The following is a 13,180-nucleotide window of genomic DNA, read 5'->3' as shown; positions in this document are numbered from 1 at the left end:
CGTGTCGTCCTCGTACCGTTTCCTGCTGTCCCGGCAGTGGGTGATCCTGACCCTTGTCGCGCTCCTGTTGATCCCGGTGATGGTGCGGCTGGGCTTCTGGCAGTTCCACCGGCACGAGGAGAGGGTGGCGCGCAACGAGCTGATCGCCGCGAGCCTGGCCGCCGATCCGGTGCCCGTGAGGGAACTGGCCACCCCGGGCCGCGGCCCGGAGGGTGACGCCCGGTACCGCCCGGTCACGGCGACCGGAACCTACGACACCCGGCACGAGAAGGTGGTCCGGCAGCGGACCCCGGGCGACAGCAAGGAGATCGGCTACCACGTCCTCACCCCGCTGCTCCTCGCAGACGGCTCGGCCGTGCTGGTCAACCGCGGCTGGATCCCGGCCGGCGGCGACCTGACGAAGTTCCCCGACGTGCCGCCGGCCCCCTCCGGGAAGGTCACCGTGACCGGCCGGCTGATGCAGGACGAGACGGAGAGCGGCGGCGTCAAGGAGAAGCGGGGCCTGCCGCCGCGCCAGGTGATGCTGATCGACAGCGGGCGGGCGGCACGGGAGATGGACCGGCCGGTCCTCGGCGGCTACATCGCGCTGGCAGAGACCTCCCCCGAGCCGTCCGGCGAGCAGCCCCGGCCCCTTCCGGAGCCGGACCACGACAGCATCGGCGCGCACCTGGCGTACGCGTTCCAGTGGTGGCTGTTCGCCGCGGGGGTTCCCGTCGGCTGGGTGGTGCTGGTGCGCCGCGAACTCCGGGAGCGCCTGGCGGAGGGCGGACGGGACGGCGCCGCTCCCGGGGCCGGCGCGGGCGGGAGCAGCCCGGACGGAAACGGCCCGGACGGGAGGGTTCCGGCCGGACGCCCCTCCCCCGCCCCCTCCGCCGCGAAGGGGACGGACCGACCGGCAGACTGAGACCATGGATCTTGGACTGCAGGACAGGGTGTACCTCGTCACCGGCGCCACCCGCGGGCTGGGCTTCGCCACCGCCCGGGAACTGGTCGCCGAGGGCGCGAGGGTCGTCGTCACCGGCCGCACCGGGCAGGCGGCGGCCGAGGCCGCGGAGCGGCTGGGCGGGAACGCCTCCGGCGTCGCGGCGGACAACGCCGACCCGGACGCCGCCGAGCGTCTGGTGGCCGCCGCACACGACCGGCACGGCCGCCTCGACGGGGTTCTGATCAGCGTCGGCGGGCCGCCGCCCGGCTCCTTCGAGAGCACCACCGACGAGCAGTGGCGGTCGGCGTTCGAATCGGTCTTCCTCGGTGCGGTGCGGCTGGCCCGCACGGCGGCCGGGCGCCTGGCGGAGGGCGGGGTGATCGGCTTCGTGCTGTCGGGTTCGGTGCACGAGCCGATCGCCGGACTGACGATCTCCAACGGGCTGCGGCCTGGCCTGGCGGGTTTCGCCAAGTCGCTCGCGAACGAGCTGGGGCCGCGCGGCATCCGCGTCGTCGGGCTGCTGCCGGGCCGTATCGCCACCGACCGGATCCGCGAGCTCGACGCGCTCGCCGACGACCCCGAGGCCGCCCGCGAGCGCAGCTCGGCGGGGATCCCGCTGCGCCGCTACGGCACCCCGGAGGAGTTCGGCAGGGCGGCGGCCTTCCTGCTCTCGCCCGCCGCCTCCTATGTGACCGGTGTGATGCTCCCGGTCGACGGCGGAGCCCGCCACGGCTTCTGAGGCCCGCGCCGTCCCGCGTGCACCGTCCGCGTGTGCCGTCCGGCCGGGCCGGACGGCACACGCGGGAGGCTTCGCCGCGGGGTTCTACTCGCCGAGGCCGGCCAGGTCGCGCAGCCTGCGTCCCTGCGCCTCGCGCTCGGCCGCGCGCTGCTCGTCGTAGGTGCGCTCCACCGCGCCGCGCAGCAGCGCCTTGGTCTCGACCACCGCGTCGCGCGGGGCCGCGAGCAGCGCCGCCGCCAGGTCGGCGGTGGCCGCCTCGAGTTCGGCGCGGGGCACCACCAGATTGGCCAGGCCGATCCGCTCGGCCTCCTCGGCCCGGACGAAGCGGCCCGTCACGCAGATCTCCAGCGCGCGGGCGTATCCGACGAGGGAGACGAGCGGGTGCGTGCCGGTGAGGTCGGGGACCAGCCCGAGGCTGGTCTCGCGCATCGCGAACTGCGCGTCGTCGGCGCACACGCGCAGGTCGCAGGCGAGCGCGAGCTGGAAGCCCGCGCCGACCGCGTGGCCCTGCACGGCGGCGACGCTCACCACGTCGTTCCGCCGCCACCAGGTGAAGGCCTCCTGGTAGCCGGCGATGGCCGCGTCGATCTCGGCGTCCGAGCTCCGCGCCAGGTCGGTGAAGGAGGGCTCGCCCTCGAACCCCTCGGGGGTGAAGGCCTGCCGGTCGAGTCCGGCGGAGAAGGACGGCCCCTCCCCGCGCAGGACGACGACGCGGACCTCGCCCGGCAGCAGCCGTCCGGCCTCGGCGAGCGCGCGCCACATCGCGAAGGTCTGGGCGTTGCGCCTGGCCGGGCGGTCGAGCGTGACCGTGGCCACGGCGCCGTCGACTGCGAGCCGGACGCCGTCCTTGTCGAGCAGGGTCATGAGGGTCTCCCGAGGGCTCTCCACAGCAAGTGACTGAAGAGTAACCACCCAGCCGGTCAGCCGGCCGACCGGGTGGCGCCCCTCGGAGCGACCCCGGCTCTCAGGATGCCGCGGTCTTCTTGCCCCGCGTCGCACCGCCGCGACCGCGCAGGGTCACGCCGGACTCGCTGAGCATCCGGTGCACGAATCCGTAGGAGCGGCCGGTTTCCTCGGCCAGCGCCCGGATGCTCGCACCGGAGTCGTACTTCTTCTTGAGGTCAGCCGCGAGCTTCTCGCGCGCGGCGCCGGTCACCCGGCTGCCCTTCTTCAGAGTCTCGGCCACCCGTGCCTCCTCATGGGAAGTGCGCTCTGAACTCTCATGATCACCCCTTGCCGGACATCTGGCCACCCATTCGACAAGGTCCGTACGGCCTTCTTGTCCGCCGGGCAAGCCCCGGAAGCCGACGGAAGGAGGCATTCCGCAGTGCGCCCGGCGGACGCCCGGTCCCGCCGGACGAGGAAGCGGCAGGTCAGAGAGGTTCCAGCAGGCCGGTCCCGCGCACCGGGAGGCCCATGCCACACCAGCCGCGCCCTCGACGCGCGACCGCGCCGCGGTACGAGCCGGACTCACTCAGATGACGGACCGCACGTCGGCCGAATGATCCAGAACGGAGTGATCACGGTGCCCCGTCCGGGTGTCCCCGGTCTAGGCGAGCGCGACGAGGTCCGCGTACTCGTCGCCCCACAGGTCCTCCACACCGTCCGGGAGCAGGACGATCCGCTCCGGCTGGAGCGCGTCCACCGCGCCCTCGTCGTGCGTGACCAGCACCACCGCGCCGGTGAAGGCGCGCAGCGCGCCGAGGATCTCCTCGCGGCTGGCGGGGTCGAGGTTGTTGGTCGGCTCGTCCAGCAGCAGCACGTTGGCCGAGGAGACCACCAGCGTGGCCAGTGCCAGCCGGGTCTTCTCACCGCCGGAGAGCACTCCCGCCGGCTTGTCCACGTCGTCGCCGGAGAACAGGAACGACCCCAGGGTCTTGCGGATGTCGACCATGTCCATGTCGGGCGCGGCCGAGCGCATGTTCTCCAGCACCGTGCGGTCCGGGTCCAGGGTCTCGTGCTCCTGCGCGTAGTAGCCCAGCTTGAGTCCGTGGCCGTGGACGACCCTCCCGCCGTCGGGCTTCTCCACCCCGGCCAGCAGCCGCAGCAGAGTGGTCTTGCCCGCGCCGTTGAGGCCCAGGATGACCACCCGGGAGCCCCTGTCGATCGCCAGCGACAGATCGGTGAAGATCTCCAGGGAGCCGTAGGACTTGGACAGCCCTTCCGCCGTCAGCGGGGTCTTGCCGCACGGCGCGGGGTCGGGGAAGCGCAGCTTGGCCACCTTGTCCGCCTGGCGCGCCTCCTCCAGCCCGGCCAGCAGCCGCTCGGCACGGCGCGCCATGTTCTGCGCGGCGACGGCCTTGGTCGCCTTGGCCCGCATCTTGTCGGCCTGGGCGGCGAGGGCCGCGGCCTTCTTCTCGGCGTTGGCCCGCTCCCGCTTGCGCCGCTTCTCGTCCGCCTCCCGCTGGACCAGGTACTGCTTCCAGCCCATGTTGTAGACGTCGATGCGGGCGCGGTTGGCGTCCAGGTAGAAGACCTTGTTGACGACCGTCTCCACGAGGTCGACGTCGTGGGAGATGACGACGAAGCCGCCGCGGTAGGTCTTGAGGAAGTCCCGCAGCCAGACGATGGAGTCGGCGTCGAGGTGGTTGGTCGGCTCGTCCAGCAGCAGGGTGTCGGCGTCCGAGAAGAGGATGCGGGCCAGCTCCACACGGCGCCGCTGACCACCGGAGAGGGTGCCCAGCGGCTGCGCGAGCACCCGGTCCGGCAGACCCAGGCTGGCGGCGATCGTGGCGGCCTCGGCCTCGGCGGCGTAACCGCCCTTGGTGAGGAACTCCGTCTCCAGCCGCTCGTACTTCTTCATCGCCCGCTCGCGGGTGGCGCCCTTGCCGCTGGCCATCCGCTCCTCGTTCTCCCGCATCTTCCGCAGCACGGTGTCCAGGCCCCGGGCCGAGAGGATGCGGTCGCGGGCGAGCGCGTCGAGGTCGCCGGTGCGCGGATCCTGCGGCAGGTAGCCGATCTCGCCGCTGCGGGTGATGGTCCCGGCGGCGGGGACGCCCTCGCCGGCCAGGCAGCGGGTGAGGGTGGTCTTGCCGGCGCCGTTGCGGCCGACCAGGCCGATGCGGTCGCCCCGGGCGATGCGGAAGGAGGCCGACTCGATGAGGACCCGGGCGCCGGCGCGCAGCTCGAGTCCGGTGGCGGTGATCAAGGAAATACTCCTGTGCGGGGTGGACGTGCGTACGTCGTGGTCGTGGGCTGGGAGACGGCGTACGCCGGCCTAATGCGCGAGGAGATTTGCCATGCGGCAAGTCTAACGGCGGCGCGCAAACGGTTTCCGGGGCTCTCGTGCCGCCGGCGGCACGGGAGCCCCGGCAGCCGTCACACCTCGCCGGTGTGGACCTGGAAGGCCGCCCGGCGCACGGCCCTGGCCAGCACGGGATCCGGATGGGCGGCGGCGAGCGCCACCAGGACCTGGACGGTACGGGGGTGGCCGGTGGCGCGGACCTCCTCCAGCAGCGCCGGGACGCTCTCCTGGACGGCCGAGTCCAGGTGCTCCACCAGCAGCCGCCCGTCGCCGTGGTCGGCGATGGCCGCGGCGGTGTCCACCCACAGCCAGGTGGCCTCCTCGCGCGTCAGGACGCCGGGAGCGCCGCCGGACAGGTCCGCGGGATCGGCCCCGTCGTGCTCGGCGAGCCAGAGCAGGGCGTAGGGGCGCAGCGTCGGCTCGTCCGCGACCTCCCGGACCGCGGACTCGGCGGGGGCGCCGACGACGCGCAGCGCCTCGAACGCCAGACCGCGGATGAGGGCGTCCTCGCCGCGGGCGGCGTCCAGCAGCTCGGCGACGGCCGGACCGGTGGGGCGCGCGGCCAGCCAGGCCCGGTACTCGGCGCGGGCCTCCCCGGGCGAGAGCCGGGAGCAGCCGCGCAGCATGTCCTCGGCGGGGTGCTCTATGTTCCCGGCGGGACTCTGGGCGGCGACGCAGATCTGTTCGAGCTTCACCCACACCGCCCAGTTGCCCAGCGGGGTGAGCACCGCCTGGCCGGGGCGGCCCTCCCCGTCCTCGGCGCAGCGCGTCAGGGCGCCGACGGAGGCCAGACCGTCGAGCGCCCAGTCGAGCAGCGCGGGCAGATCCCGGACGACGGGATCCCCGAGCCCCCCCTCCGGGCCGCCCGCTCCCCCCGCGGAGTCCTTCCCGCGCTCCGCGGAGTCCTTCCCGCGCTCCGCGGAGTCCTTCCCGCGCTCCGCGGAGTCCTTCCCGCGCTCCGCGCGGAGTTCCGCTATCCGCTGCCGCAGCAAGTCCAGCAGGAGCGGGACGGTCACCGGGCCGGACGACAGGTGCATCACGGACAGGAACTGCGGGGCCGCCACCACGACGTCGCCCACCAGCGCCGGATCGGCGTCGCCGGGCGCCGGGAACGCGAGGGACCAGGCGTCGAAGAGGGCGACCCAGCCGCGCAGCACCGCGGAGTCGTCGCGGTCCCAGGCACGCAGCCGCCAGCCGGGCACGGCGGTGCCGTCGTGCAGTTCGATCAGGCCGGCGAGCCGGGCCCGGTCCCAGTGGACGGGCACCTGGTCCACCGGCATCCGCAGATCGGCCGCGGCCCGCCCGGCCTCGGCCGCCGGCGACAGACCGGTGGCGTCCGCCCAGCGGGCCAGGCGCACGGCGTCGTCGAGACAGGCCCTCGCCTGCCGGGCCAGTTGGTCACGGGGATGGAGCCCCTCGGGGGGCCGGGGCGCGCTCCGCCGTCGGCGCGCGCTCACGGCCCTGCGCGCGGCGGCGAGAGGCTGACGGGTAACGAGGCGCAGCCTGGTGTCTCGCGGTGTACGGGACGTCACGGGAGCAGTTTTGTCGACAACCCCCCGAAAGCCCAAACGTCCGTGCGCAGGCATCATCTGAGCGTCCCGCGGAAACCCCCGCGGCCCCGCCGCGGAGAGGGCTACAGCAGGGGGACGAGGAAGCGGCGCAGCACCTCCTCGTAGCCCTTCGGATCGGCGTTCCACATGGCGGCGTGCGGGGCCTGCCGGACGACGTGCAGCGAGACCAGATCGGGCCGCCGGGCGGCCAGCTCGCGGGAGAGGTCCCACGGGGCGACGGCGTCGTCGGGGCCGTGGAGGATCAGGGTGGGGAGCTCCAGGACCGCCGGGTCGTCCAGCTCCGGCAGGGGGCCGGGGTGCAGCCGGGCCCGGCCCTGCGCGGCGCGCACCGCCAGCGGCAGCAGCGGGCCGGGAACGCGGCGGCCCCCGGCGAGGGCCCGCAGCGTCGCCCGCCAGTCGAGCACGGGCGAGTCCAGCACCAGCCCGCCCACCCGGTCGCGGAGCGGGGAGTGCGCCGCGGTGCGCAGCGCCATGGACGCGCCGGTGGACCAGCCGTACAGGACGACCCTCCGGGCGCCGCGGTCCAGGGCGTGGCGGACCGCCGCGTCGAGGTCGCGCCACTCGGAGTCGCCCAGGCGTGCGGTGCCGGCGGGGGACCGGGGCGCTCCGGGGTCGCCCCGGTAGGAGAGCACGAGCACCGGCAGACCCATCCCGTGGAGGAACGGCAGCAGGTTCATGGGGTGCTCGCGCGTGGCGCCCAGGCCGTGCACGGCGATCACCCACACGTCGCGGACGGCGGGCAGGTACCAGGCGGGCAGCGCGCCGAGCTCGCCGGGCACCGTCACGTCCTCGTGCTCCAGGCCGAGGGCGTCCCGGGGGTTGCCGGTGTACAGCTGCGGGGTGAGCCGTACCCGGTCGCCCGGGGCGAGACGGCCCCGGTCGACGCGCTCCAGCCGCCTGACGACGGTGTCGGCCGTGGAGGGGACGTCCAGCACGGGGCCGACGACGGCGTGCCGGCCGGGGCCGGTGAGCGCGTAGGTGCCGGGCAGTCCGGAGGCGAGCGAGCGGGTCAGGGAGATCTGCCCCGCCGCGGTGGCGTGCACCGTCAGCGGCGGCTCCCGGAACCCGACGGGCAGGGAGCGGCCGGCGGGCGGCCTGAGGGCGGCGTGGGCCGCGTACCGCCCGGCCACGACCGCGGCCGCGGCGACGCCGAGCACGGTGGTGGTGGCGGCCAGGGCTGTCGTTTTGCGCAGGCTCATCCTGCCCAGGATGGCGGCGCGGCGCCGCCGGGGCCAGTGGGCCGGGGCCGGCGGGTGATCCGGAGGGCCCGCCGCCGGAGCGCGGACCGCGCTCAGCCGGGCCTCCGCTCCGCCCCCCGGCCGTCCTGGCCGTCCCCCTGTCCGTAGCCGCGCAGCCGCTCGGCCACCCGGTCCAGCTCCCCGGCGGGCAGGAGCGCCGGGGTGCGGCCGGGCACGGAGGCGGCGGCGAGCCAGACGCGGCACATCCACTCCAGTTGCGCGGTGTGGTCGTACGCCTGGCGCAGACCGTCCCCGTACACGAGCGTGCCGTGGTTGCGCAGCAGGCAGCCGGTGCGGTCGCGCAGGGCCTCCAGGGCGTGGGCGGCCAGTTCCGCGCTGCCGTACGTCGCGTAGGGTGCGACACGCACCGGGCCGCCGAGGGCGGCCGTCATGTAGTGGACCGCCGGGAGTTCCTCCACCAGGGTGGAGACGGCCGTGGCGTGCACCGCGTGGGTGTGGACGACCGCCGCGGCGCCGGTGGCGCGGTAGACGGCCAGGTGCATCGGCAGCTCGCTGGTGGGCCTCAGCTCCCCGGCCACCTGCCGTCCGCCGAGGTCGACGGCGCACAGGTCCCCGGGCCCCAGCAGGTCGTACGGCACTCCGCTGGGCGTCACCAGGACGGTGTCGCCGACCCGTGCCGAGACGTTGCCGGAGGTGCCCACGACCAGCCCGTCGGCCACCGTCCGGCGGGCCGTGTCCACCAGTTCGCGCCAGGCGTCGTCCCAGGTCCGCCGCATCCGTCCCACCTCCGGCGGAGCACTGTAGCGCGACGGAGAGCTGCGTCCGGGTGACGTTCGGTGCGCGGTGTGTTTCCCGCCTCCCTGCACAGGTCCACGGGGATACCGTGAATCCGCCCCCAGTTCACCTTGCGTTCACCCTGGATCCCTACCTTCGCCGCGTACCGCCCCTTCGACTGATTGCCTGGGTGAATGGAAAACATCACGCTTCTCATCGGGATCGTGATCGTCACGGCCTTGGTGTTCGACTTCACCAACGGCTTCCACGACACGGCCAACGCCATGGCCACCACCATTTCCACCGGGGCACTCAAGCCCAAGACCGCGGTGGCGATGTCGGCGGTCCTGAACCTCGTCGGCGCCTTCATCTCGGTCGAGGTCGCCGCCACCATCTCCAAGGGCCTCATCAACGAGGACTCCGGCGTCGATCCCGCCGTGGTGCTGGCAGGGCTGGTCGGAGCGATCATCTGGAACCTGCTGACCTGGCTGGCGGGCCTCCCCTCCAGCTCCTCCCACGCCCTGATGGGCGGCCTGATCGGCGCCACCATCGCCTCCGTGGGCATCGGCGCCGTCTCCATGGGCGCGGTCGTCTCCAAGGTCCTGCTGCCCGCCCTGGCGGCGCCGCTGGTCGCCGGCATCGCGGCGATGCTCGCCACCAGGCTCACCTACCGGATCACCCGGAACAACGACGAGAAGGACGTGGCCAAGGGCTACCGCGCCGGGCAGATCGCCTCGGCCGCCCTGGTCTCCCTGGCCCACGGCACCAACGACGCCCAGAAGACGATGGGCGTCATCACCCTCGCCCTGATCTCCGGCGGCGCGCTGGGCGCCGACGCCGACCCGCCGATGTGGGTCATCGCCTCGGCCGGCATCGCCATCGCCCTGGGCACCTACCTGGGCGGCTGGCGGATCATCCGCACCATGGGCAAGGGCCTCACCGACATCCGGCCGGCGCAGGGCTTCGCCGCCCAGACCAGCTCGGCCGTCACCATCCTGGCCTCCTCCCACCTGGGCTTCGCCCTCTCCACCACGCAGGTCTGCTCCGGCTCGATCATGGGCTCCGGCCTGGGCCGCAAGGGCGGCAGCGTGCGCTGGAGCACTGCGGGCCGGATGCTCGCCGCCTGGGGCCTGACCCTGCCGGCCGCCGGCCTGGTGGCCGCGGGCGCCGCCCTCCTGACCACCCAGGGCGACTGGGGCGTCACCGTCGTCACGATCCTCACCGTGGCGGCCTGCGCCGCGATCTGGCTGGCCTCCCGCAAGGAGCCGGTGGACCACACCAACGTCAACGACGTCGAGACGGCCCCCGCCGGCGACGCCGACGCCTCCGCGCAGGTCGTCCCGCCCCAGCCCGCCCCCGCGGCGAACGGGACCCGTGCCGCCGAGGAGAGGACCGCGGCCTCCGCCCCCCTCTCCTCCTCCGCCTCCTAACGTCCCCTCCCAGCGCCCTCACAACGCCGCGCGGGAACCGCGCAGGAATCCCACGGCAACCGCAAAGGAATCAGCGTCATGGACATCGACTGGGCCGCTCTCGGCCAGGTCTTCGGGGTCAGCCTCGTGATGACGGTCGGCCTGGTGTGCGTCTTCACCTTCGGCATCGTCGGCACCCGCACCGGCCACGCCGCGGGGGACGGCGGCGCGGGCCTCCTCGGCCGCGTCGGCGCCTACGTCAGCTTCGCCCTGTGCGCGGCCGCCGTGGTCTACGGCATCTACCTGATCGCGGCCTGAGCCGCGCCCCCTCCCCTCCGGCGCCCGGCGGCGATGCCGCCGGGCGCCTTCGCGTCCCCTCGCCCGCCCCCTCCGGCTCCCCGCGCGGTGTGCGGTTCCGCACACCGCGCCGCCGCAGGTCATCGCGGAGTTGACGCCTCTTCCCGGCACGTGGTGGACTTCCCGTTGCCCAACGGCGGCAGGAGAGGAAGCCGGTGCGAATCCGGCGCGGTCCCGCCACTGTCACCGGGGAGCGCTCCCCCACCCAGCGCCACGGCCCGTGCACCGGGCTGGAAGGCCGGGGAAGCGCGGATCCGGGAGCCAGGAGACTCTCACCGCCGGTCACGTCGATCCAGGGCGAGGACCCTGAGTGAGGACATACCGCCATGCCCGGCATTCCGCCTGCCCCAGCACTCCCCACGGTGACCGCACGAGGCGCCGCGGCACGCTGACGCCATGCGCGCCGACCACACCACCGCCACCGCCCTCCCGGATCTCCCCGCGGCACAGGAGTACGCGTACGGAGCGGTGCTCGGATACCTGTTCGACCTGATCGCGGGCGACCCCCGCCGCGAGCACCCCGTCGCCGCCTTCGGGCGTGCCGCCGCCGCCCTGGAGCGCCTGCTGTGGCGCGACCACCGCGGCGCGGGCGCGCTGTACACCGGCGTGTGCGCGGGCGGCGCCGTGGCCGCCGCGGCGGCGCTGGACCGCGCCGTGCGCCGCTCCCCGGCCGCCCGTACCGCCCTGGCCGCCGCCGCGACCTGGACGGTGGTCGGCGGCAGCTCCCTGGCGCGCGAGGCCCGGGCGATCGCCGCCGCCCTGGAGGCGGGCGACCTCGACGCGGCCCGCGCCCGGCTGCCCCACCTGTGCGGACGGGACCCGCAGGCGCTGGACGCCGACGGCATCGCCCGCGCCGTCGTGGAGTCCGTCGCCGAGAACACCTCCGACGCCGTGGTCGGCGCCCTGGTGTGGGGCGCGGCCTGCGGGGTGCCGGGGCTCGCGGGCTTCCGGGCCGTCAACACCCTGGACGCGATGGTCGGCCACCGCTCGCCGCGCCACCTCCGCTTCGGCTGGGCCTCGGCCCGGCTGGACGACGCCGCCGGCTGGCCCGGCGCCCGGCTGACCGCCCTGCTGGCCGTCCTCGCCGGTCCCGACCCGCGCGGCGCGCTCCGCGCCTGGCGCGCGGACGCCCGCCGCCACCCCAGCCCCAACGCCGGGGTGGTCGAGGCGGCGTTCGCCGGCGCGCTGGGGCTGCGGCTGGGCGGGACGCTGTCGTACGGCGGCCGGGTCGAGCACCGGCCCGTGCTCCACGCCTCCGGCCGTCCGGTGCGCGCGGCGGACATCGAGCGGGCGGTGCGCCTGTCGCGCCGGGTGGGCGCGCTGGCGCTGGCGGTGTGCGCGGCCGCCGGGGCCCTTCGGGAGAAGCGGCGGAACGGGCGGATCGAGCAGACCGGGCGGACCGGGCGGAACAGGAGAACACGGTGACGGGCGGTGCGCTGCTGGTCGCGGGGACGACCTCGGACGCGGGCAAGAGCGTGGTCACGGCGGGCATCTGCCGCTGGCTGGCCCGCCGGGGCGTGAAGGTGGCGCCGTTCAAGGCGCAGAACATGTCGCTCAACTCCTTCGTCACCCGGGACGGGGCCGAGATCGGCCGGGCCCAGGCCATGCAGGCCGCCGCGGCCCGGGTGGAGCCCACCGCGCTGATGAACCCGGTGCTGCTCAAGCCGGGCGGCGACCGCACCAGCCAGGTCGTGCTGCTGGGGAAGCCGGTGGGCGAGCTGAGCGCGCGCGGCTACCACGCGGGGCGGCAGGAGCGGCTGCTGGGGACGGTGACCGACTGCCTGGCCGAGCTGCGGCGCACCCACGACGCGGTGATCTGCGAGGGCGCCGGCAGCCCGGCCGAGATCAACCTGCGGCACAGCGACATCGTCAACATGGGCCTGGCCCGCGCGGCCCGGCTGCCGGTCGTGGTGGTCGGCGACATCGACCGCGGCGGCGTCTTCGCCTCCCTCTTCGGGACCACCGCCCTGCTGTCGGCCGAGGACCAGGCCCTGGTGGCGGGCTACCTGGTGAACAGGTTCCGCGGCGACGTGACGCTGCTGGAGCCTGGCCTGGAGATGCTGCGCGGCCTGACGGGGCGGCCGGTGCTGGGCGTCCTGCCGTACCGCCACGGGCTCGGCATCGACGAGGAGGACGGGCTGCGCGTCTCCCTGCGCGGCGCCGTCCGCGAGTCGGCCGTCGCGCCGCCGCACGGCCGTGACGTGCTGCGGGTGGCGGTGGTGCCCGTGCCGCTGATGTCGAACTTCACGGACGTGGACGCGCTGGCGGCCGAGCCGGGCGTGGTCGTGCGGTTCTGCGACCGGCCCGAGGAACTGGCCGACGCCGACCTGGCGGTCGTGCCCGGCACCCGCGGCACCGTGAAGGCGCTTCGCTGGCTGCGCGAGCGCGGTCTGGCCGACGCGCTGGTCCGCCGGGCCGCCGAGGGACGCCCGGTGCTGGGCATCTGCGGCGGCTTCCAGATGCTGGGCGAGCGGATCGAGGACGAGGTGGAGTCGCGGGCCGGGACGGTCGACGGCCTGGGGCTGCTGCCGGTGCGGGTGCGCTTCTCCCCGGAGAAGACCCTGGCCCGGCCGTCCGGCGAGGCGCTGGGCGAGCCCGTGGAGGGCTACGAGATCCACCACGGCGTGGCCGAGGTGGCCGGCGGGGACGAGCCGTTCCTGGACGGCTGCCGCACCGGCTCGGTGTGGGGCACCCACTGGCACGGGTCGCTGGAGAGCGACGGCTTCCGGCGGGCCTTCCTGCGGCGCGTGGCGGCGGACGCCGGGCGGGCGTTCGTCCCCGCTCCGGACACGTCCTTCGCCGCGCTCCGCGAGGAGCAGCTCGACCGGCTGGGCGACCTGATCGAGGAGCACGCCGACACCGGCGCGCTGCTGCGGCTGATCGAGGACGGCGCGCCGGAGGGCCTGCCGTTCGTGCCGCCGGGAGCACCGTGACCGGTATGACCGAAACACCCGGGAAAACC

12 protein-coding genes and 1 riboswitch are annotated in these 13,180 nt (G+C 75.0%); of the genes, 6 read left to right on the top strand and 6 right to left on the bottom strand.

The features are described 5' to 3' along the window. Position 1: 1 nt before the first annotated feature. Positions 2-904: an SURF1 family cytochrome oxidase biogenesis protein gene (locus ABD358_RS20875; protein ID WP_344632616.1), complete on the top strand. Its 903-nt coding sequence runs from the start codon at positions 2-4 to the stop codon at positions 902-904. Between the two features lie 4 nt (positions 905-908). Beyond that, the gene (locus ABD358_RS20870) at positions 909-1,664 is read left to right on the top strand and encodes an SDR family oxidoreductase (RefSeq protein ID WP_344632615.1); all 756 of its coding nucleotides are present in this window, start codon (positions 909-911) and stop codon (positions 1,662-1,664) included. A gap of 84 nt (positions 1,665-1,748) precedes the next feature. Here ABD358_RS20870 and ABD358_RS20865 read toward each other — a convergent pair whose 3' ends face one another. The 6 genes from ABD358_RS20865 to ABD358_RS20840 all read right to left on the bottom strand — a co-directional run bounded on the left by ABD358_RS20865 (position 1,749) and on the right by ABD358_RS20840 (position 8,454). Further along, positions 1,749-2,528, bottom strand: a complete 780-nt coding sequence (locus tag ABD358_RS20865) for an enoyl-CoA hydratase/isomerase family protein (protein ID WP_344632614.1) — start codon at positions 2,526-2,528, stop codon at positions 1,749-1,751. A 100-nt stretch (positions 2,529-2,628) separates the two neighbouring features. After that, positions 2,629-2,850 carry a helix-turn-helix domain-containing protein gene (locus ABD358_RS20860; protein ID WP_177213862.1) on the bottom strand — a complete coding sequence of 74 codons (222 nt, stop codon included), beginning with the start codon at positions 2,848-2,850 and terminating at the stop codon, positions 2,629-2,631. A gap of 363 nt (positions 2,851-3,213) precedes the next feature. Next, positions 3,214-4,812 carry an ABC-F family ATP-binding cassette domain-containing protein gene (locus tag ABD358_RS20855; RefSeq protein ID WP_344632613.1) on the bottom strand — a complete coding sequence of 533 codons (1,599 nt, stop codon included), beginning with the start codon at positions 4,810-4,812 and terminating at the stop codon, positions 3,214-3,216. 170 nt (positions 4,813-4,982) lie between these two features. Next, positions 4,983-6,440 carry a hypothetical protein gene (locus tag ABD358_RS20850; protein WP_344632612.1) on the bottom strand — a complete coding sequence of 486 codons (1,458 nt, stop codon included), beginning with the start codon at positions 6,438-6,440 and terminating at the stop codon, positions 4,983-4,985. Positions 6,441-6,541: 101 nt separating this feature from the next. Next, the gene (locus ABD358_RS20845) at positions 6,542-7,678 is read right to left on the bottom strand and encodes an alpha/beta hydrolase (RefSeq protein WP_344632611.1); all 1,137 of its coding nucleotides are present in this window, start codon (positions 7,676-7,678) and stop codon (positions 6,542-6,544) included. 92 nt (positions 7,679-7,770) lie between these two features. Continuing rightward, complete coding sequence (locus tag ABD358_RS20840) at positions 7,771-8,454, bottom strand: class II aldolase/adducin family protein (protein ID WP_344632610.1); 684 nt, start codon at positions 8,452-8,454, stop codon at positions 7,771-7,773. A 192-nt stretch (positions 8,455-8,646) separates the two neighbouring features. Between ABD358_RS20840 and ABD358_RS20835 the strand changes: the two genes are divergently transcribed. From ABD358_RS20835 to ABD358_RS20820, 4 genes are all read left to right on the top strand, one after another. Beyond that, positions 8,647-9,882: an inorganic phosphate transporter gene (locus ABD358_RS20835; protein WP_344632609.1), complete on the top strand. Its 1,236-nt coding sequence runs from the start codon at positions 8,647-8,649 to the stop codon at positions 9,880-9,882. Positions 9,883-9,960: 78 nt separating this feature from the next. After that, positions 9,961-10,179, top strand: coding sequence for a hypothetical protein (locus ABD358_RS20830; RefSeq protein WP_344632608.1), 219 nt, complete (start codon positions 9,961-9,963; stop codon positions 10,177-10,179). Between the two features lie 137 nt (positions 10,180-10,316). Beyond that, positions 10,317-10,509, top strand: a riboswitch (cobalamin riboswitch). 105 nt (positions 10,510-10,614) lie between these two features. Continuing rightward, the gene (locus ABD358_RS20825) at positions 10,615-11,643 is read left to right on the top strand and encodes a cobalamin biosynthesis protein (protein WP_344632607.1); all 1,029 of its coding nucleotides are present in this window, start codon (positions 10,615-10,617) and stop codon (positions 11,641-11,643) included. Then, entirely contained in the window at positions 11,640-13,151 is a 1,512-nt protein-coding gene (locus tag ABD358_RS20820; protein ID WP_344632606.1) for a cobyric acid synthase, read from the top strand. Before ABD358_RS20825 ends, ABD358_RS20820 begins: the two co-directional genes overlap by 4 nt. Positions 13,152-13,180 lie beyond the last annotated feature (29 nt).

It is taken from the genome of Streptomyces glaucosporus, assembly GCF_039533345.1.
Classification (GTDB): Bacteria; Actinomycetota; Actinomycetes; order Streptomycetales; family Streptomycetaceae; genus Streptomyces; species Streptomyces glaucosporus.
Note: the sequence above shows the minus strand (reverse complement) of the source record. Positions and strands in the feature narration are given on the sequence as shown.

Excerpts from the sequence above, each read along its gene's own strand:
- ABD358_RS20825 (WP_344632607.1), top strand. The coding sequence starts at position 10,615 with ATGCGCGCCGACCACACCACCGCCACCGCCCTCCCGGATCTCCCCGCG.
- ABD358_RS20830 (WP_344632608.1), top strand. The coding sequence starts at position 9,961 with ATGGACATCGACTGGGCCGCTCTCGGCCAGGTCTTCGGGGTCAGCCTC.
- ABD358_RS20870 (WP_344632615.1), top strand. The coding sequence starts at position 909 with ATGGATCTTGGACTGCAGGACAGGGTGTACCTCGTCACCGGCGCCACC.
- ABD358_RS20845 (WP_344632611.1), bottom strand. The coding sequence starts at position 7,678 with ATGAGCCTGCGCAAAACGACAGCCCTGGCCGCCACCACCACCGTGCTC.
- ABD358_RS20835 (WP_344632609.1), top strand. The coding sequence starts at position 8,647 with ATGGAAAACATCACGCTTCTCATCGGGATCGTGATCGTCACGGCCTTG.
- ABD358_RS20865 (WP_344632614.1), bottom strand. The coding sequence starts at position 2,528 with ATGACCCTGCTCGACAAGGACGGCGTCCGGCTCGCAGTCGACGGCGCC.
- ABD358_RS20840 (WP_344632610.1), bottom strand. The coding sequence starts at position 8,454 with ATGCGGCGGACCTGGGACGACGCCTGGCGCGAACTGGTGGACACGGCC.